The organism is Dyella sp. Tek66A03, assembly GCF_052567735.1.
Genome location: NZ_CP199584.1, coordinates 4,215,788 through 4,235,880 on the forward strand (window position 1 = coordinate 4,215,788; position 20,093 = coordinate 4,235,880).

Below are 20,093 nucleotides of genomic sequence, written 5' to 3' on the forward strand. Positions count from 1 at the left end.
TCGACATGATGCTGTAACACGTTGATCACGGACGGGACTCCTGCCGACGGCCAGTGGCCAGCGAGCCGTCCCGCATGGCGCCCTCCATGCCAATGACGAACGCCCGGCGACCGCCATCTCACGGGCCGCTTCCTCCCGCCTCAGTAATTCTTCGGACGCGCGCGACGCGGCTCGAGCGCATAGTGCCCACTTCCCCGCCACGTTCATGTCGGCCAGAGGTTTCGACCGACGATCTCCCTGGAGGCGTCATGAATACCGCCGCTAACGATGTTCGCCCCGAAGACGACAAGGTCCTGAGTGGGTTTATCGAATGCGACCGCGAGCTGATCGCAGCGGCACGCAAGATCAGGGTGTTGAAGGCGATCGACTGGCCGGTCGAGCTGGAGGGCAGCTTTCTGCAGGGATACGAGCGCGGCAATCCGATACTGCCACAACCGCCCGTGCGGCATCCTGATCTCAGCAGCGAAATGGCGGCACTGAAGGCCATCATGGCCAAGCTTGATCGCGGCCACCCGATCGGCGACTGGCTGTTCAAGACGGCATGGAGTTATGTCACGGCAGCCAGGATGTTGATGAACATCGGCACGGACGAGTTCACCCGCTGCTCCACGGCGCTGTACGGACGTCCCGACATGATTCACCCCGGGCAGACCGCCAGCTCCGTCGAGGCCGCCCAGGACGTGCTGGACATCTCCGATGACCTGATCGGCCGCGAGGCCTTGCCGCCCGTGCCGGCGGATATCCCTGCCGATGTGTTCGCCGAACGGTTGCGCGAACGGCTGGGACCATTCTTCGACAAGGACAAGGTCGACGTGGTGCTGAATCCCGACCTGCCGTCCAAGGCCACGGCCGGAAGCAAGAGCATCAATCTACGTTCAACCGCGCTGTTCTCCGAACTCGACCTGGACCAACTGACCGAGCACGAAGCGTTCGTGCACACCGCCACCGCGCTCAACGGCAAACACCAGCCATACTTCAAGTCGCTGGGCCTGGGCGCCCCCCGCACCACGCGTGCGCAGGAAGGCCTGGCGACCTTCTCCGAAATCATCACCGGCTCGATCGACCTGGCCCGCCTGCGCCGCGTTGCGCTGCGGGTGATCATGGTGAAGCGCGCGCTGGATGGCGCGGACTTCATCGACGTGTTTCGCGGCTTTCTCGACGCGGGCCAGACGGCGGTCGAAAGCTATCGGAGTGCTTCGCGCATATTCCGCGGCGGCGACGTGCGCGGGCGCATCTGCTTCACCAAGGACAGTGCCTATCTGCAAGGCGTCATGATCATCTATATCTTTATCCGCAAGGTGCTGCAGGAGGGCCGCGCCGAGATGCTGCCCTTGTTGTTCGCCGGTCGCGTGACGACGACCGACGTGATCAACCTGTCGCCTTACCTGCAAAGCGGCCTGATCGCCCGCGCGGTCTACGTGCCGCCGTGGGCGCGCAATCCGCAGCGAATACTTTCATTGATGGCGTTCTTCACCGCGGCCAATCGCTTCCGCCTCGACACGCTCGACCTCGACTGCTTCGTGAACTACGAGAACGAGCTGTTGGACGAGCAGCTGCAGGCCGGCTGGCATTAAGGACCCTGAACGATCGTGAGTGCACGCGGCGGCGGGTTTCGTGATTGACTGTGGGGACCCGCCCACCGTTGTTCCTGCCGTGCCCAGCGCTCCCCGAAAAATCATCCATGTCGACATGGACGCGTTCTACGCGTCGGTGGAGCAGCGCGACGATCCCTCGTTGCGCGGCAAGCCAGTGGTGGTGGCGTGGCGCGGTGCACGCTCGGTGGTGTGCGCGTCCAGTTACGAAGCGCGCCGTTTCGGCGTGCGCTCGGCCATGCCGGCCGTCCGGGCTGAACGGCTATGTCCGCAGGCGATCTTCGTGCCGCCGGATTTCACTCGGTACAAGGCGGTGTCCCGGCAGGTCCGCGAGATCTTCGGGCGGCATACCGACCTGATCGAGCCGCTGTCGCTGGATGAAGCGTATCTGGACGTCACCATCAGCCGTACCGGCCTGCCTTCCGCGACGGCGACGGCCGAAGCGATTCGCGCCGCGATACGCGAGGAAACCGAACTCACGGCGTCGGCAGGCGTGGCGCCGAACAAGTTCCTGGCCAAGATCGCCTCGGACTGGCGCAAGCCCGATGGCCTGTTCGTGATCCGGCCGCGTCAGGTCGAAGCCTTCCTCGCGCCCTTGCCGGTGGGTCGACTGCCGGGCGTGGGCAAGGTGATGGAGGCGAGGCTCGCCGACCTGGGTATCGCCACCGTGGGCGACCTGCGCCTGCGGGCGGAACATGAGCTGGAACAGCGCTTCGGACGCTGGGGCCGGCGCCTGCGGGAATTGTCGCTCGGTGTCGACGACTATCCGGTCCAGCCAGACCGACCGACTTTGCAGGTGTCCGCCGAGGATACGTTTGAACATGACCTCACCTTGCAGGATCTTGCGCCTCATATCTGTCGGCTGGCAGAGAAAGCCTGGGCCGCGCACGAGCGGGAAGCGCAGGGAGAGCATGGCCGGCTGGCGCGCACGGTCGTGTTGAAGTTGAAAACGTCGGATTTTCATACGTTGACTCGCAGCTTCACCCCGGCAACCCGCCCCACATCGGCGGCTGAACTGGCCGATATCGCCTGTGCCTTGCGTGAACGGGTGGCGCGGCCGGCCGACAGCCGCTATCGATTGGTGGGCGTGGGTCTGGCCGGCTTTGTCGACGCAGACAGTTTTGCCGGCCAGAGCGATCTGTTCGCCGACATGCCTGTCAGCTAGCGCCTATTGCGCCAATCGCAAGAAGAATTGTTAAGAACCCCTTTACTCGCCCTCAATTTCCTGAAACAGTTGGGCCGGGGGAACAGACAGTAAGACAAACCCATAGACGTTTAGGCGCCTATGGCGGGGTCCCTTTGTCTATCATTCGGGGAGCGACAATGCAGTCCAACTACAATCGTCTATCAATAGCGGTGCGTCTGGCCCTTTCTGTCGGCATGGCTTCATCGGCCGCGTTGGCACAGGCCCAAGATGCGAACGGTAAGGATGTTTCGACCAACCAGGGTCCTGCGGCGCAGGGCCAGACCAATCAAAGCGGCACCGAACAGGCCAAGCAGAGCAGCGCCAAGACGTTGACGGCGGTCTCGGTCACCGGTTCGCTGATCCGTCGCGTCGACGCAGAGACGGCCAGCCCGGTCGTGACCCTGGATCGCAGCGCCATTTCCAATAACGGCAGTCCCACCCTGGGCAACGTGCTGCAGGCATTGCCCAGCATCTCGGGCAATGCCACCAACACCCAGAACAACAGCAACGGCGGCGGTGGCGCCAGCCCCACGCTGGAAGGTGGCGATGGTGCCGCGCGTGTGTCGCTGCGCGGCCTGGGCGTCAACCGTACCCTGGTGCTCGTCGACGGTCAGCGCCTGGCCAATGCCGACGTCAACATGATTCCGCAAAACATGATCGAGCGCATCGACGTGTTGGCCGAAGGCGCGTCGACGGTGTACGGTTCCGACGCCATCGGCGGCGTGGTGAACTTCATCCTGCGCAAGGACTACCACGGCGCCGAGCTCAGCGTGAACGACGGCATTTCCGACCATGGTGATGGCCAGCGCCACGGTGCCCAGTTCACGGCGGGCGCCAACAGCGACCGCGGCAACATCGTTCTCGGCATCGACTACAACCATCAGAGTCCGGTACTGGCGACCCGCCGCGATTTCACGGCGCACCAGCTGTATCTGTCCAGCGGCGTGGTGACGCCGGCCGGCTCGGGCACCATCCCGACGGGCCGCATCCTGGTGCCGGCCGGCATCGCCCCGGCAGGCTGCAAAGTCAACTCGCAGGGCAATACCTACGTCACCCTGGCTAACGGTACAGGCAACAGTCTGAGCAACTATCGCTGCTATGGCGGCGCCGGCGACACGTTCAACTACAACGCCTATAACTACATCCAGACCGAGCAGACGCGTAACAACGTCTTCCTGCTCACGAACTACAAGCTCCTGGACAACCTGACGTTCTTCGCCGATGCGTTCTACAACCACACCAGTTCCAGCGGTCAGGACGCCCCGGCGCCCACCAACACCAACGATGGCTGGATCGTGCCCTCGAGCAACCCCAACAATCCGTTTGGCGTGACCTTCAGCCAGAACGCGATACCCGGCGATCCGAACAGCGGCTATGCGATGGGCACGCGCCTCACCGGCCTGGGTACGCGTCTGCACACGTTCGTTACGGATAACCAGCAGGTCAACGCCGGCCTGCGCGGCAACTTCGGCTCAAGTTCCTGGATCTGGGATGCCAGCGCCGATTACGGCTATTCCAAGCGCGTCCAGCGTAACTATAACGAGGTGAATGTGCCGGCCTTCCAGGCGGCCATCGACGCCGGCGCGAACATCTTCAATCAGGCCGACCCGGCGGTCACCGCGGTCTTGAGGAAGGGTGTGGACACGCCGGTCTACACCATGTCCAACACCATGAAGCAGGGCCAGTTCAATGCTTCGGGTGAGCTGTGGGATCTGCCCGCCGGTGCGATGCAGCTCTCTGCCGGCGCCCTGTATCGCGACACCAGCATGAGCTACAACGTCACCCCCGATGCGATCCTGGATCCGGCCACCGGCACCTGTACGGTGCTTGCCGAGGCTTGCGGCTCGCCGGGTGGCGGCAGCGTCAACGTGAAGGAGCTCTACGCCGAAACGCTGATCCCGTTGCTGGCCGATAAGCCATGGGCCTACGCGTTGAATGTCGATATCGGTATTCGCAGCTCCAACTACAACACCACCGGCACGACCACCAATTCAAAGATCGCCATCGAGTACCGCCCGGTCGCCGACCTGCTGATTCGCGGCACGGCTTCCCAGGTGTTCCGCGCGCCCAACCTGGACGAGCTGTACGACGGCCGCACGGTCGCAGGCCCCACCGTCAGCGACCCCTGCGTTGGCCTCAGCCCTGCCCAGCTGGCCCCGCATGCGGGCTCCGCCTGTCAGTTCGTTCCGCCCTATTGGACCGGCAACCCGTTGGGCCAGGTCACGGGCTACTACTCGGGTGCGGTGCCGGCAGGCAGTACGTTGAAGCCCGAGCATGGCAACTCGATCAGCTACGGCTTCGTGTATTCGCCGAGCTGGGCGAATGGCCTGTCGACCAGCGTTGACGTGTGGCGCATCAACCTGCATGACTTGCTCACGCCGATCACGGCGCAGACCGTGCTCAACCTGTGCTTCAACGACGCCAGCAACCCGTATTGCTCGTTCATCAACCGCTACAACAACACCAGCAAGCTCGCTGGCGCGGTGAATTACATCAATACGCCGGTCGTCAACCTGGGCAACCTCAGCACCAGCGGCGTCGACTTCACCTTGAACTATGTGATTCCGCATTTCGACATCGGTAGCGTGAACCCGGGTAACTTCAAGGCGGGCCTCAACACCACCTATACGTCCACCTACAGCAACAACGCCACCCCAGGTCAGCCGGGCCCCGGCACGGTCAACTATGCCGGCACCTACACCCAGCAGTTCGGCAATATCGCTCGCTGGCGTGGCACGCTCACCTTGAACTGGGCGTTGGGCAACTGGAGTGCGCAGTGGCAGGGGCGCTACATCCACCGCCTGACCAACCTCAATGCGGACTACACCACCGGCGCCAGCGCACCGATGGCTTCGGTGCTGTACCAGTCGATCACGGCCGGTTACGAGATTCCGAAGATCCATACCCGCTTCGACATCGGCGTGGACAACCTGAGCGACAAGACGCCGCCGCTGATCTATCAGAACGGCCAGAACTTCAACGTGGATACCTCAACGTATGACACGCTCGGCCGCTACTACTGGGCCCGCGCCACGGTGAAATTCTGATCCTCCGGTGACGATGGCCGCGGCAGCCATGCCGCGGCCATCCCGCTGGTAGCATGAAGGGATGACGGAACGTCCATTGCCATCCTCGACCGATCTCGCTGCAAGCATGCTCGCCGCCTACAACGGCGGCGACATGGCTAAGGTGCTCGCCCTCGGCGAGCCTGCTGCAAACACGGAACCCGTCAACGAAACCGCGCTCTTGCTGTTGGGTCTTGCGCAGCAAGCCAGCCAGCGCATCGATGCGTCCGTGGCGACGTTTCGCCGGCTCACCCGGCTCAAGCCGCAAACCTTCGAATACTGGAACAACCTCGCCATCGTGGCCCGCCAGGCCGGTGACATGGACACGGCCGAACGGGCCTCGCTGAACGCGACCGGGTTGGCACCGCAAAATGCGGACGTCCATTACAACCTCGGCCTGCTCTATGCACAGCAACAACGCTGGGTACTCGCTCGCCGGGCCCTGCTCGACGCCGTTCAAATAGAGCCTGGCTTTATCGAAGCACGGCTGCAGGCCGCGCACGCCTGTCACGTCTGCGGCGACAACAGCGACGAAGAGGCGATGCTGACCGGCGCCGCCGATTGGCCGCCGCAGCCAGCTGAGCAGGCCATGCTGCTAGCGACCATGCTGGCTACCCAAGGCAATCAACAGGCCGCCTTTCAAGCGCTGGCCCGGGCGGTGTTGCCCGACGGCCCGTCCGCGCAAATTCTGCGCTGGCGAATGGCGGCGCTGCGCGCCGCACTGTACGAGCGCAGCAACCAGACCGAGCTCGCCCAGGCCGAGCTGTCACAACTGCCACTGGCATCGCTCGACACCTTGGCGGCCGAACATCATCGCCTGCGTTGTGAAGCCTGGCACGCGCACGCCGCCGTGGCGGCGCGCCGAGGCGACATGACACAAGCCGCCGAACTCTATCAGCGCGTGCTAGCGCTTACCGACGAGGCGGACATGCGCGCGAACGCGGGCTTTGGCCTCGCTTCCGCCCTGAATAAGCAGGGTCGCCAGGCGCAAGCGTGGCAGGCCGCCGCGGCTGCCCACGCAACACAGTTGGACATCGCCAGAGACATCGTCCCGGAGCTGCTTGCAGAAGGCAGCCAGCCACTCGCCATGGCGGACGACCGGGTCAGCCATCGGGAACACGACCGCTGGGCGCCCTTGTCCGCTCCGCTCAGCAGCGAAAGTCCGGTGTTCGTACTGGGCTTTCCCCGTTCGGGCACGACCTTGCTGGAGCAGATGATCGATGCGCATCCGGATTTCCGCTCGATGGATGAGCGAGCGTTTGTCTACGAACTGATCGAACGCATGCAGCTTGCGGGTCAGCATTATCCCGCCGATCTTGCTGAGTTGACGCAGCAGAACGTGGATCAGTTGCGCGCCATCTATGCCACGCGCGTGAACAGCGTCGTACCCGACCTGGGTCATCGTCGCCTGGTCGACAAGAATCCGCTCAACATGCTCTGCCTGCCGATGATTGCGCGGCTGTTTCCCGAAGCGCGCATCATCATGTGCCTGCGCCATCCCTGCGATGTGCTGCTGAGCTGCTACATGCAACCGTTCCGTTCGCCGGCCTTCATGGTGCTTTGCTCGTCGCTGGAGCGCCTCGCGCGGGGCTACGTGCAAGCGTTCGAGCACTGGTATCGCCATGTCGAGGTATTCGCGCCGCGCGTGCTGGAATGGCGCTATGAATCGGTCGTCAGCCACTTCGACGAACACGTGGTCCGGCTCGGCCATTTCCTCGGCGTCGACGATGCCGCACCCATGGCGCGCTTTGCGGATCATGCGCGCAGCAAGAGCTACATCAGCACGCCGAGCTACGCACAGGTAACCCAAGGCATTCACGCCAACGCGGTGAATCGCTGGCATGCCTATCGGGATAGGTTCGAACCGGTACTGCCGATCCTGCGTCCGATGATGCAGCGGCTGGGCTACGACGACTAATGTCGAAGCGCCTGTGTTCTTGTGGGAGCGACTTCAGTCGCGAAAGCGCGTATCGCGGTAGGCATTTGTCGCGACTGAAGTCGCTCCCGCCAGGAATTGCTGCGCGCTATCGCAAACGACCCAGTCCCGTTCTTTCGAGGCGCCCACGAGCACTCCGCAGGCCCTGCGTTGGATCAGGCTCATCCTCGTACGACTTCAACCTTGCGAAGAAATCGTGCTTTCTTGCGGGCGCAGTTCACCGAGTCGAACTGACGGTGCTTCGTATGGCCAGCTAACCGGATGCCGGGGACCATCCCCGGCATCTGTCCGCAAGCCACTGAAGAACCCCTATGTGTTTTGCCCGGCGCCTCAGCGTGGCCGAGGCATGACACGAGCGTTACCACAGGCCAATCCAGCACGAATCGAGTACGCTCCGGGCCTATCACTTCGCCTCGGACTGGACTCGCCGTGCATTTCGAAGTACCGAAACTCAGGAAACATTCCCTCAAGGAATTTGCGCAGCACTACTTGATGATCGTGCTCAGTATCCTGACTGCGCTCGGACTCGAGCAGTGGATCGAACGCGCACACCATCGGCATGCGGCCGAATACGCCAGCACCCAGATCGAAGCGGAGCTGCGCGCGAACCTCAACGATATCCGCACCTCCAAGCAGGTCAACGCGCAGAACCTGGGCCCGCTCAACGAGCTCAACGATGCCATCATCGCGGATGTACGCAAGGGCGTGCCGGACAAGCTCATCAATCAGCACGTCCAGTCGCTGCAGGGCAAGTTCACGTTGAGCGTTAACTGGCCCACCTTCGCCAGCCAGGCGTGGGATGTCGCCGTGGCCAACCAATCGGCGACGTGGATCGATACCGCGACGCTACGCCGGTTTTCCGCCGCCTATGCCGCGCAGCGCGAAGCGGCCACCTGGGTCACCCACGACAGCACGCTGGCCCTGGATGTGCCACGCATGGTGGCACTGCGCACGCGCATCCAGCTCGGCGTGGATATTGATCCGATTGAGTTTCTTAGCGTGGTGCGCCAGATGATCAATACCAACACGCAAACGCAGCTGCATCTGGAACAGACCGAAAAGCAGGTGGTCGCTGCCCTGCCCGCCGGCGGCAACTAGACACATCGTCACCGCTAAGTAGAGCCCGGGCATGGCCCGGGCTCTACTTTCACGTCATGCGTCCGCGCGTCATTTCTTCTTGGGCAGATACAGGTCAGTGATGGTGCCTTCGTAGACTTCGGCGGCCATGCCTACCGATTCGCTCAGGGTCGGATGCGGGTGAATGGTGAGGCCGATGTCGGCCGCTTCACTGCCCATCTCGATCGCATGCGTGATCTCGGCGATCAGGTCGCCGGCATGCGGACCGACAATGGCGCCACCGACCACACGATGGGTTTCCTCGTCGAACAGCAGCTTGGTGAAGCCTTCGGTGCGATCGATGCCGATGGCGCGGCCGCTGGCCACCCACGGGAACTTGCCAACGCCGATCTTGAGGCCCTTCTCCTTCGCCTCGCGCTCGGTCACGCCGACCCATGCCACTTCCGGGTCGGTGAAAGCGACGGACGGGATCACGCGCGCATCGAAGTAGCTCTTCATGCCGGCGACCACTTCGGCAGCGACGCGGGCTTCGTGCGTGGCCTTGTGCGCCAGCATCGGCTGGCCAACCAGGTCGCCGATGGCGAAGATGTGCGACACGTTGGTGCGCATCTGCTTGTCGACGTTGATGAAACCGCGGTCGGTCACGGCCACGCCGGCTTTGTCGGCACCGATCTTACCGCCGTTCGGCGAACGACCCACCGATACCAGCACACGGTCGAACAGCGAGGTCGCGGGAATGCTCTCGCCTTCGTAGCTGACCTCGACGCCCTTCTTGGTGGCCTTAGCGTCGACCACCTTGGTCTTGAGATGCACACCCTTGAGCTTGCCGCCAAGGCGCTTTGCCAGCGGCTTGATCAGGTCGGCGTCGGCACCCGGGATCAACTGGTCCATGAACTCGACCACGGTCACTTCACTGCCGAGCGCCGCATACACGGTGGCCATCTCGAGACCGATGATGCCGCCACCAACGACCAGCAGCTTGGCCGGCACGTCTTTCAGCTCGAGTGCGCCGGTGGAGTCCACGATGCGCTCGTCGTCCCACGGGAACGCGGGCAACTTCACCGACTGCGAGCCGGCCGCGATGATGGCGTACTCGAAGCGGATCAGCTTCTTGCCTTCGGCCGTCTGCACTTCCAGCTCGTGTGGCGACACAAACGTGCCGACGCCTTGCACGGTGCGCACCTTGCGTTGCTTGGCCATGCTGCCGAGGCCGCCGGTGAGTTGGCCGACGACCTTGTTCTTGAAGCTGCGCAGCTTGTCGAGGTCGAGCTTGGGCTTGCCGAAACTGACGCCATGCGCGGCCATCGCCTCGGCCTCATCGATCACGGCAGCGGCATGCAGCAGCGCCTTGGACGGAATGCAGCCCACGTTGAGGCAGACGCCGCCAAGCGTGGCATAACGCTCGACCAGCACCGTGTCGACACCCAGGTCGGCGGCGCGGAACGCTGCCGTATAGCCACCCGGGCCAGAGCCCAGCACGACCAGCTTGCATTCGATATCAGCCTGACGACCCGAGGCGCCGGCGGCTTGCGCTGCCGGCGCTGCTGCGGGCTTGGCCGGCTCGGCCTTTGCCGGGGCGGCAGCCGCCGCAGGCGCTGCGGCCTTCGGTGCTTCTTGCTTGGGCGCGGCGGCATCGGCAGCTTCCAGCACAGCAATCACCGCACCTTCGGACAATTCGTCACCTACCTTGACCCGCAATTCCTTCACCACGCCGGCGGCGCTGGAGGGAATCTCCATGGTCGCCTTGTCCGATTCGAGCGTGATCAGACTCTGTTCCTTGGCGACCGTGTCGCCGACCTTCACCAGCACCTCGATCACCGGCACGTTGTCGTGACCGCCGATGTCGGGGACCTTGATTTCGATGGTGCTTGCCATGGGGAATCCTTTGTTCTTGTTCGCTACCTGGATGCTGTCGCGAGCACCCGCCCCTCACCCCAACCCTCTCCCCGGAGGGGAGAGGGAGTTATAGGGAGGTCAGAGCAGCAGGCGGCGGATGTCGCCGAGCTGGGTAGCAAGGAAGGCGGCGAAGCGCGCGGCGAGCGCACCGTCGACCACGCGATGGTCGTAGCTGAGCGACAGCGGCAGGATCAGGCGAGGCGCAAATTCCTTGCCGTTCCATACCGGCTTGGTCTGTGCCTTGGAGACACCGAGGATAGCCACTTCAGGCGCATTGACGATCGGCGTGAAGGAGGTGCCGCCGATACCGCCTAGCGAGGAGATCGAGAAGCAGCCACCGGACATCTCCGCCGGGCCGAGCTTCTTGTCGCGCGCCTTCTTGGAGATTTCGCCAAGCTCGGCTGCGAGTTCGAGCAGGCTCTTCTTGTCGCAATCGCGGATCACCGGCACCACCAGGCCATCGGGCGTGTCCACCGCGATGCCGACATGGAAGTACTTCTTGAGGATCAGCTTCTCGCCACTCTCGTCGAGCGAGGCGTTGAACTGCGGGAATTTCTTCAACGCCGAGACCACCGCCTTGATCTGGAACACCAGTGGGGTGATCTTGAGGTCCTTGTTCTCTTCGCCGAGCTTTTTGCGGAACGCTTCCAGCTCGGTGATGTCGGCGTCTTCGTGCTGCGTGACGTGCGGAATCATCGCCCAGTTGCGCGCGAGGTTGGCGCCGGAAATCTTCTGGATCCGCGACAGCGCCTTCTCTTCGATCTCGCCGAACTTGGCGAAGTCGATCTTCGGCCACGGCAGCAGGTTGAGCCCACCGCCCGCCGACACCGGCGCACTGCTGGGACGCGCACCCGAAGCCAGCGCATGCTTCACGTAGGCGCTGATGTCCTCACGCTGGATACGGCCACCGCGGCCGCTGCCCTTCACCTGCTGGACATCCACACCCAACTCGCGCGCGAAAGCGCGGATGGCAGGACTGGCATACGGGGCGTCGCCGGGCATGATGATGCCCGAGTCGAACGGCGGACGTACCGAGGGCGGCACGTCGCCTTCCGGGGCATTGCCCGGCAGTACGCTGCGGCCACCGATCGGGGCGGGCTTCTCTTCGACCTGGGGTACGGCCAGCTTGGCGGGCGCTGCGGCCTGCGGCGCCGGCGCGGCGGCAGGCGCGCCACCGGCGGCTTCGACCAGGGCGATCAGGCTGCCCTCGGAAAGTTCGTCGCCGAGCTTGACCTTGATTTCCTTGACCACGCCGGCGAACGGCGCGGGCACTTCCATGGTCGCCTTGTCCGATTCCAGCGTGATCAGGCCCTGGTCCTTGGCGATGGTGTCGCCGACCTTCACCAGGATTTCGATCACCGGCACGTCGGCGCTGCCGATATCAGGCACGAGCACCTCGCGCACACCACCGCTCGCGGCAGGTGCGGCAGTCGGCGCTGCGGCGGGAGCAGGCGCGGGAGCCGCCTTGGCGGGCGCTTCGTCCTTGGCCGGCGCGGCTTGCTGCGGGGCCGCCGCGGCGCCCTCGCCTTCGACTTCGATAATCGCGATCAGGGTGCCTTCGGAGGCTTCGTCGCCGACCTTGAGCTTCATTTCCTTGACGATGCCAGCGAACGGCGCCGGTACTTCCATGGTCGCCTTGTCCGACTCCAGGGTGACCAGACCCTGCTCCTTGGCGACCCGGTCACCGGGCTTCACAAGCACTTCGATCACCGGCACATTTTCGCTGCCGATATCGGGAACGCGTGCTTCTTTGAGGTCGGCCATGGTTTCTCCTACGGATGGCGATGGCGTGCCGTGCGGGGATGACGGCCGCGTAAGGCTTTAATCATAGCGAACGAGACCGCTTTTCGGTCGCTTTTGGATCGTTTGAATCCACCATTCGCATACGTATGCATAGCCCGCAACCACGATCCAGTGCCAACTCCGTTCGCCTGTCCGCCCCTTGGTCATCGGGCTGGGGCAAACCGCGCCCTGGCGGAAGATCCTGCGCAACCTTGTCAGTCGGCCGGGCCGGGCAACGGCCCGGACTCCACCGTCAGCTCGTGCTGCGGATACACGAGGTTGATGCCCTCGGCATCGAAACGCTCCTTGAGCGCGCACAGCAAATCGGTCTGCGCGGCCCAGATATCGCCGCTGCGCGCGAAGGCGCGCAACACCAACCCTATGGCGCTCTCACCCAGGCCTTCGGTCCAGATGCCGGGCACGGGATCCTGCCGGAGGTAAAAGAGCCGCGGAGCCTGGCAATCCTGCGCTCAAGCTTCCGTCGCGCGTCCGCCGGTAATCTCAATCAGCGTGTGCGTGGTCCCCGGCGTCACCCGGCTTCTGGGGGTTGGCTCGGTCTCGGCTCAGCAGTTGTAGACGCGAGCCATCCTGCAGACGGAACTGGAATTGCTGCTGCAGGCTTTCCAGCGCATGCAGGCGCGGGCACAGCGCATCGGCGCGTTTTCCCAGCTGGTCGGCGCGCGCATTCACTTCCTTGTCGATGGTGTGATCCAGCGAATCCGCGCGCGCCTCGAGTGCGGCCACCTTGCTCTGATCGCCGCTGAGCGCCGCCTTGACGGCGGCCCCGGTGACCTTGCCGACCAGATCGGAGACCGACTGCTGGATGCTGCCTTCGATCACATCGTCCATGTCGTGCTGCTTCCACAAGCCCTTGCCCAGGCCATCGTCGATGCGCGCCAACGCCTGCCGATGGTTGGCGTCGAGCCGGCCCACCATGTCGCGGCGTTCATCGTCGTTCTCGGCAAACGTGAGCAGCACCGCACGCATCGCGGCAAAGCCTATATTCACACCCTCGCGAGCAATCTCCGCCACCTCGGGAAGCACACTGCGCACCTGGTTCTCGTAATCGCGCAGGCGCGCTGCGTCATCCGCCGAAACGACCACGTCGCGTCCATCGATACTCAGGTGGCCGGCATGCATCACGACCTTGCCCGGATGCGCGGCATCGCGCCAGAAGTTGATACCGTCCTGGGTGACGTGCACATCGAACTGGGTGGAGTAGCCGCACTGACCGTCGTGAATCTGGATATCGTGCGCCTGCGCGGCGCCGCACAGGGCCGCGCCGGCCGCCAAGATCAAAGCCATCCCTATGATGCGCATGCCCATCGCCTCCCCGAAGCTGCCTGCCGTGCGCGCTGCTGCGCGACGTGGAAGCCACGATGCGCCTCCCAGCACGGTCCAACATGGGCCAGGTGTCATGCCCTGCCATCGGTCATGGCATGGAAGCTCCGCCCCTAAAGGACGTTCACCAGCAAGGGGGTTCGTCAATGACGCAGCGCACATAGCAAGGGCCGCCGTCACCCGCTAAGTTCGCCTGTAGTAATCACCATGTGGGGACGTGGGATGCGGGAGGGGTGGGATGTCATCGTGGTGGGTGCTGGCCTGGCTGGGCTGGTGGCCGCCACCGAACTGACGGACGCAGGCAAGCGGGTGCTGGTGCTGGAACAGGAGCCGGAACAAAGCCTGGGGGGACAGGCGTTCTGGTCGTTCGGCGGTTTGTTCTTTGTCGATTCGCCGGAGCAGCGGCGCATGGGCGTGCGCGACTCGCACGCGCTGGCCCTGGCCGACTGGATGGGCACGGCCGCGTTCGATCGCCCGGAAGACCTGTGGCCGCGCCGCTGGGCCGAGGCGTACGTCAACTTCGCCGCCGGCGAAAAGCGCAGCTGGCTGCACGCCATGGGCATGCGCTGGTTTCCGGTGGTGGGTTGGGCCGAACGCGGCGGCCATGGCGCCATCGGTCATGGCAATTCGGTGCCACGCTTTCATGTCACCTGGGGCACGGGCCCTGGCGTGATCGAACCGTTTGTGCGCCGGGCGCGCGAAGCGCAGGCCAAAGGCCTGCTGCACTTCGGCTTTCGCCACCGCGTGGACGAACTGGTCGTTGCACAGGGCGCCGTCGTCGGCGTACGCGGCAGCGTGCTCGCGCCCGACCCGATGGATCGCGGCAAGCCCAGCTCACGTGACGTCATCGAGGCGTTCGAACAACGCGCGCAGGCCGTGATCGTGGCTTCAGGTGGCATCGGCGGCAATCACGACCTGGTGCGACGCAACTGGCCCACGCACCTGGGTGCGCCACCTGCGCACATGCTGTGCGGCGTGCCAGCGCATGTCGATGGACGCATGCTCGGCATCAGCGAAACGGCCGGCGCCAACCTGATCAACCGCGATCGCATGTGGCACTACGTCGAAGGCATCGAGAACTGGAACCCGATCTGGCCGATGCACGCGATCCGCATCCTGCCCGGACCGTCCTCGTTGTGGTTCGACGCCACCGGAAAACGCCTGCCCGGACCGTTGTGGCCCGGCTTCGACACGCTAGGCACGCTGGAACATCTGCGCAGCACCGGCTATGACTACAGCTGGTTCGTGCTCGACCAGCAAATTATCCGGCGCGAGTTCGCGCTGTCCGGCTCGGAACAAAACCCCGACCTCACCGGTAAGAGCTGGCGCCAGGTGGCCAAGCGTGCGATCGGCAAGGGCGCACCGGCACCGGTGGAGGCGTTCAAGCAGCATGGCCGCGACTTCATCGTGCGCGATACGCTGGAAGAGCTCGTCGAAGGCATGAATGCGCTGGCGGGCAACGGATTGCTCGACATCACCAAACTTCGCAGCGAGATCGAGGCGCGGGACCTGCAGTTCGACAACCCGTACGCGAAGGACGGCCAGGTGATGGCGATCCATAACGCGCGCCGTTATCGCGGCGACAAGTTGGTCCGCGTCGCCAAGCCGCATCGCCTGCTCGATCCCGCCCATGGCCCGCTGATCGCCGTGCGCCTGAACATCCTCACCCGCAAGACGCTGGGCGGACTCGAAACCGATCTCGATGCGCGCGTGCTGGGTCACGACGGCCAGCCCTTGCCCGGCCTTTATGCCGTAGGCGAGGCAGCCGGTTTCGGCGGCGGTGGCGTACATGGCTATCGTGCGCTTGAAGGCAGCTTCCTGGGTGGTTGCCTGTTCTCCGGCCGTGTCGCCGGCCGTGCAGCTGCGGCGGCGGTGGCATGAGCGAACATATCCGACCCCGCATCGCCATCTATGGCACCGGCAGCGTCGGCGGCTATATCGGTGGACGCCTGCACGAGCAGGCCCGCGTGACCTATATCGGCCGGCGGCGCATCATCGACGCCATGCGTTTGAACGGACTGACCTGGAGCGACCTGCAAGGTCATCGTTGCCGTATCGCGCCCAAGACGCTGGATCTCAATCTCGATCCCTTCGCGGCCGCCAAAGCGCACCTGGTCCTGGTGACGGTGAAGTCGTCCGCCACCGAATCCGTCGCACGTGAACTGGCCGGCGTGATCGCGCCCGGCGTGCCGGTGATCAGCTTTCAGAACGGCCTGCATAACACCGACGCGCTGCGTGCCGCGCTGCCAAAACACGTCGTGCTCGCCGGCATGGTGCCGTTCAATGTGCTGCAACGCGGCCCCGGCGCGTTCCACCAGGGCTCCAGCGGCGAACTCATGGTGGAGGCGCATCCGGCGCTAACGCCATTCCTGCCCTTGTTCGCAGCCGCCGGCCTGCCCTTGCGCCCACGACAGGACATGCCTGCCGTGCAAGCCGCCAAGTTGCTGCTCAATCTCAACAACGCGGTGAATGCGCTGTCCGATTTGCCGTTGAAGCAGGAGCTGTCGCAACGCTGCTGGCGCCGCTGCCTGGCGCTGGCACAGCGTGAGGCATTGCAGGTGTTCGCCACCGCCGGCATCCGGCCGGCCCGGCTTACGCCGATGCCAACAGATTGGCTTCCCCGTCTGCTCGAATTACCGGATGCCTGCTTCAAGCGCATCGCCTCGCGCCTGCTCGCGATCGACCCGCTGGCACGATCGTCCATGTGGGAAGACCTGGAAGCGGGGCGTCCGACCGAAGTCGATGCGATCAACGGCGAAGTCGTCCGACTAGCCGCCCATCACGCCATGCAAGCGCCCGTGAACGCACGCCTGGCCTCGCTGATGCACGACGCGGAACATGCGCGCCGCCCGTGGAACGGCTCACAATTGCTGGACGAACTGCGCTCCGCTCATTGATCCGCTGACGCGTAGAGCTCTCGCCGCAGGTTGCGCAGCGAGAGCGTCTCCCAGGTCGCCGCGACCACCAGCACCAGGGTGGACAACGCGGCCAGCGATAACACGCTCAGCGTGCTTGCAGGCACCAGGATGGCCAATAGCAGGACCAAGCCCACCAGATGCGACAGCGGGAAGTGGGTGTGAATGACAGTCATCTTGAACAACGCATTGCCCAGCAGATAGAGCGCCGGACCGCCGAGCAGTACGGCGATTTGCGCTGTCGACGCCAGCGCATGCGGCTGACTCAGACTCAGCTCGTCTCCGACGGCACTGACCACGATGCCTGCCACGATCAGCAGATGCAGATAGGTATATCCCAATCGGGCCGTGCGCCCCGGGTCGGCCGCTTGGCGGATCGAGCGGCTGCCCCGTTCCACCCCAAGATCGAAATAGATCCACCACATCGCCACGCAGCCAACAAATGAGGTCACAAACGCCAGCCAGGCGTCCAGCGCCCGTCCGCTCTGCGCGAAGCTGCTGCCCGTGACGACTACCGACTCGCCCAGCGCGATGATCACGAACAGGCTGCAGCGCTCGGCCATATGGCCGCCCTCGACGTCCCACTCCGCTGTGCTTGAGCGTCCCAGGCCGGGGACATAAAAGAACATCGCCGGGCCGAGATATTCGATGCCGAGCGCGATCGTCCAGCACAGGAATCGCGCCTGACCTAGCTGGAAACCGCCGGCGATCCACGACACCGCAGCCACCGCAAACCAGAGCGTGATCCGATAAAAGTTGCGGCGCGCTGCCTGCGGTGACCGGCGCAGCACCCAGACCATGAAGCTGGAGCGCCCCACTTGCATCAAGGCATAGACGCTCGCGAAAAGCAGCCCGTGTCCATCGAATGCTTGCGGCAATGCCGTCGACAACAGCAATCCGGCGAACATCAGAACCAGCATCAGCAAGCGCACGGCGAGCCGCTCCGGATCCAGCCAGTTGGTGATCCAGCCGGTGAAGATCCATACCCACCAGACCGCAAGAAACAGCAGCAGCACGTGCAGCGCCCCGAGCAGGCTGAGATCAAACAACAGCGTGTGGGACAGCTGCGTCACCGCATAGACGAAGACCAGGTCGAAAAACAGCTCGATATTGGTGACCTTGCCGTGCATGCCGGCCTGGCGCGGACGCAGCAGGCTGGGCGCGGCAACTTCGCCTGCGGATGGAACATGAGACATAGCGCGATCTCCCTCGAGTCGCGCCTGTTATCGCATGAGCAGCCGCACTGCCGCCACGTCCTTCCATTCAACCCGCATGGTCTTCGAAGCCGACCACTTTACCGTCCGCGATGATGATGGTGGTAACGCGGTTGCCGCGTCGGTACTGCCACTGCTCGCCACCGGCGGCGCGGGCGGAAGACATCTTGCGACGCCCGCTCTTTTTCCCGCCGCGCACGTTCCCGCCACTTGGCGCCGCCTTCTTGTGCGACTTGTACGAAGGCTTGCCGAGCAGCTCGACCACCCGCGACGCAGGGTCACCCACCGTGAGTACCTGACTACCCACCCGCAGTGTGCTGCTGCCCGCATGAGCCGCGAACGCGAGCCACAACAGCACGAAGACCCCAGCTCGACGCATGGCCACCTCCCTGTCGACGAACCACGTGCGCGTGGACGCGTCCGGCACCCGCCCATGCACGGCGAGCACCAACATAGCCACGGACCCGTCAGCCGCACAGGCATCCAAGGCCGCGTGGCGTTGTAGGAAGCACTCCTACGTCGACGTCTGCCATGCACGGGAACAACGTAGGTGCTCAGGCTCCTCACGTCGCCAAGCCGAAGCGGAGCATGCAGCATCCGTCAAGGCCATAAACGGCACGCTGATCGACGCCTCCCGTCAGCGCGTTCGATCGTCGATATTGCTGACCTTTCCACCGATGATGGTCACCGTCACGATATGCCCGTCGTCGCGTTGGTACTGCCAGCGCTCCCCTTGGTAACCACCGAATTCGCTCTGCACCGGCTCCTTGAAATCGGGCTTGCCCAGCAATTGCATCGCGCGCACGGCGCTGTCGCCTACGGTCAGCACCTCGCTGCCGATGCGCAAGGTGTTGCTGGCGTGGGCGGCCAGGCTCAACGACAACAACAGCACGACGAGATAACGACGCATGATGAACTCCTTGTCGATGGATGGGCGGTTAGAAGCCTGACCCGGGCTGAGCCAGATAGTCCCGTTCCTCGGGCGTACTGATGCGGCCAAGCGCGGCGTTGCGGTGCGGAAAGCGGCCGAAGCGATCGATCACGTCGCGATGCCGTCGTGCATAGACCAGAAAATCAGCGTAGCGAACCCGCTCGGACGCGGGGCACTGCACCAGCAACTGCTCGAACAGGTCGACGCTGCGACGCTGCAGGGGCAGATCCTCCGCATGTTCCAGGGGCAGATACGCAAACAGGCGCCACAAGGGCGATAGCCGCAAATCGTCGCCTCTGGCGAGACCGGCCAGTGCGATGGCCTGTGCCCTCGCATCGGCGGCCCAGGCGCGGGCATCGCCACGATGGATATTGCGACTGAACTGATCCAGCACGATCAACAGCGCCAGCCACCCTGCGGGCGTGGCCGCCCAATGATCGAGTTGGCCGCGAGCAGCCGCTTCGAGCGTGTCGTCGAAACGTCCCCGAATGCGCGCATCGAAGGCGTTGTCGTTGTCGAACCAAACCGCTTCGGACGCAGCGTCGAACCAAAAATCAAGCACATCCGTGGGCGTCATGGGCATGCCATTGTCCTTGGCTAGCGGGTTTTCAGCCGTGTGTCGTACCGGCGAGGCAGTGGATATCGTTGTGAATGCCGTGCAGGCGGGACAGCTGCACGCCAAGAATCCTGGCGGACTCATCCGTAGCATGCGCTATCTGCTGCTCGAAGCGATGCAACAACGCGCATTCGTTGCGCGCCAGGCAATGCACCCAGGTGGCATCGCGATTGGCGGAAAAACCCGCGGTCATCTCGGCAAGCGCACTGCGCACCGCGCCAGCCAACGTACCGTGGCGCGCAGGGGCACGGCCGTTGGCGTGCACCTGCGCCTGCAGGTCACCGATAAGAGCGTCGAGCGTGTGCAAATTTTCCGTCAGCAGGGCCTGAAGGCCAGGCTCGCGCACTTGGGTCAACGCTCGTCTGTACAACTTGCGGTCGTCGATGCCACGCCGGATCAGGGCGTTGTAGCGCGGTACTCTCACGTGCAACACCAAGTCGCCTCCTCACTGAGGGATGTTCTGATCAATTCAACGAGGGTGTCACCGGCTCTGTATGCCCGCAGCTCCGTGTTGCGCGGCCAGCCTGCGCGGCGCCAGGCCC

The 20,093-nt window shown here is 64.1% G+C and carries 16 protein-coding genes; 7 read left to right on the forward strand and 9 right to left on the reverse strand.

Features of this window, described 5'->3' with window-relative positions:
* Positions 1–248: 248 nt before the first annotated feature.
* From ACT01B_RS18870 to ACT01B_RS18890, 5 genes are all read left to right on the forward strand, one after another.
* Complete coding sequence (locus ACT01B_RS18870; RefSeq protein WP_445144739.1) at positions 249–1,574, forward strand: flavohemoglobin expression-modulating QEGLA motif protein; 1,326 nt, start codon at positions 249–251, stop codon at positions 1,572–1,574.
* A gap of 115 nt (positions 1,575–1,689) precedes the next feature.
* Positions 1,690–2,757 carry a DNA polymerase IV gene (gene dinB, locus ACT01B_RS18875; protein WP_445144740.1) on the forward strand — a complete coding sequence of 356 codons (1,068 nt, stop codon included), beginning with the start codon at positions 1,690–1,692 and terminating at the stop codon, positions 2,755–2,757.
* Between the two features lie 158 nt (positions 2,758–2,915).
* Complete coding sequence (locus ACT01B_RS18880; protein ID WP_445144741.1) at positions 2,916–5,825, forward strand: TonB-dependent receptor domain-containing protein; 2,910 nt, start codon at positions 2,916–2,918, stop codon at positions 5,823–5,825.
* 61 nt (positions 5,826–5,886) lie between these two features.
* Positions 5,887–7,761 (forward strand): tetratricopeptide repeat-containing sulfotransferase family protein, encoded by a 1,875-nt coding sequence (locus ACT01B_RS18885; RefSeq protein ID WP_445144742.1) that lies wholly within the window; start codon positions 5,887–5,889, stop codon positions 7,759–7,761.
* A gap of 447 nt (positions 7,762–8,208) precedes the next feature.
* Positions 8,209–8,877: a hypothetical protein gene (locus ACT01B_RS18890; protein WP_445144743.1), complete on the forward strand. Its 669-nt coding sequence runs from the start codon at positions 8,209–8,211 to the stop codon at positions 8,875–8,877.
* 69 nt (positions 8,878–8,946) lie between these two features.
* On the opposite strand, the gene lpdA is transcribed toward ACT01B_RS18890, so the two are convergent.
* The 4 genes from lpdA to ACT01B_RS18910 all read right to left on the reverse strand — a co-directional run bounded on the left by lpdA (position 8,947) and on the right by ACT01B_RS18910 (position 13,854).
* Positions 8,947–10,731 carry a dihydrolipoyl dehydrogenase gene (lpdA, locus tag ACT01B_RS18895; protein WP_445144744.1) on the reverse strand — a complete coding sequence of 595 codons (1,785 nt, stop codon included), beginning with the start codon at positions 10,729–10,731 and terminating at the stop codon, positions 8,947–8,949.
* Between the two features lie 99 nt (positions 10,732–10,830).
* Positions 10,831–12,516 (reverse strand): dihydrolipoyllysine-residue acetyltransferase, encoded by a 1,686-nt coding sequence (aceF, locus tag ACT01B_RS18900; protein WP_445144745.1) that lies wholly within the window; start codon positions 12,514–12,516, stop codon positions 10,831–10,833.
* A gap of 233 nt (positions 12,517–12,749) precedes the next feature.
* On the reverse strand, positions 12,750–12,956 hold the full coding sequence (locus tag ACT01B_RS18905; protein ID WP_445144746.1) for a hypothetical protein: 207 nt from the start codon (positions 12,954–12,956) through the stop codon (positions 12,750–12,752).
* 79 nt (positions 12,957–13,035) lie between these two features.
* Complete coding sequence (locus tag ACT01B_RS18910; RefSeq protein WP_445144747.1) at positions 13,036–13,854, reverse strand: DUF2884 family protein; 819 nt, start codon at positions 13,852–13,854, stop codon at positions 13,036–13,038.
* 243 nt (positions 13,855–14,097) lie between these two features.
* Here ACT01B_RS18910 and ACT01B_RS18915 point away from each other — a divergent pair, with 243 nt between their 5' ends.
* Both ACT01B_RS18915 and ACT01B_RS18920 read left to right on the forward strand, forming a co-directional pair.
* The gene (locus ACT01B_RS18915; RefSeq protein WP_445144748.1) at positions 14,098–15,756 is read left to right on the forward strand and encodes an FAD-binding dehydrogenase; all 1,659 of its coding nucleotides are present in this window, start codon (positions 14,098–14,100) and stop codon (positions 15,754–15,756) included.
* On the forward strand, positions 15,753–16,772 hold the full coding sequence (locus tag ACT01B_RS18920) for a 2-dehydropantoate 2-reductase (protein WP_445144749.1): 1,020 nt from the start codon (positions 15,753–15,755) through the stop codon (positions 16,770–16,772). Before ACT01B_RS18915 ends, ACT01B_RS18920 begins: the two co-directional genes overlap by 4 nt.
* Here ACT01B_RS18920 and ACT01B_RS18925 read toward each other — a convergent pair.
* The 5 genes from ACT01B_RS18925 to ACT01B_RS18945 form a co-directional block, all read right to left on the reverse strand.
* A complete protein-coding gene (locus ACT01B_RS18925; protein ID WP_445144750.1) occupies positions 16,766–17,986 on the reverse strand; it encodes a low temperature requirement protein A in 1,221 nt (406 codons plus the stop codon). The two genes, ACT01B_RS18920 and ACT01B_RS18925, sit on opposite strands and share 7 nt — an antisense overlap.
* 67 nt (positions 17,987–18,053) lie before the next feature.
* Positions 18,054–18,383, reverse strand: coding sequence for a DUF2845 domain-containing protein (locus ACT01B_RS18930; protein WP_445144751.1), 330 nt, complete (start codon positions 18,381–18,383; stop codon positions 18,054–18,056).
* Between the two features lie 258 nt (positions 18,384–18,641).
* On the reverse strand, positions 18,642–18,914 hold the full coding sequence (locus ACT01B_RS18935; RefSeq protein WP_445144752.1) for a DUF2845 domain-containing protein: 273 nt from the start codon (positions 18,912–18,914) through the stop codon (positions 18,642–18,644).
* 28 nt (positions 18,915–18,942) lie between these two features.
* Positions 18,943–19,518, reverse strand: coding sequence for a DUF924 family protein (locus ACT01B_RS18940; protein WP_445144753.1), 576 nt, complete (start codon positions 19,516–19,518; stop codon positions 18,943–18,945).
* Between the two features lie 25 nt (positions 19,519–19,543).
* Entirely contained in the window at positions 19,544–19,975 is a 432-nt protein-coding gene (locus ACT01B_RS18945) for a PA2169 family four-helix-bundle protein (RefSeq protein ID WP_445144754.1), read from the reverse strand.
* Between the last annotated feature and the right edge of the window lie 118 nt (positions 19,976–20,093).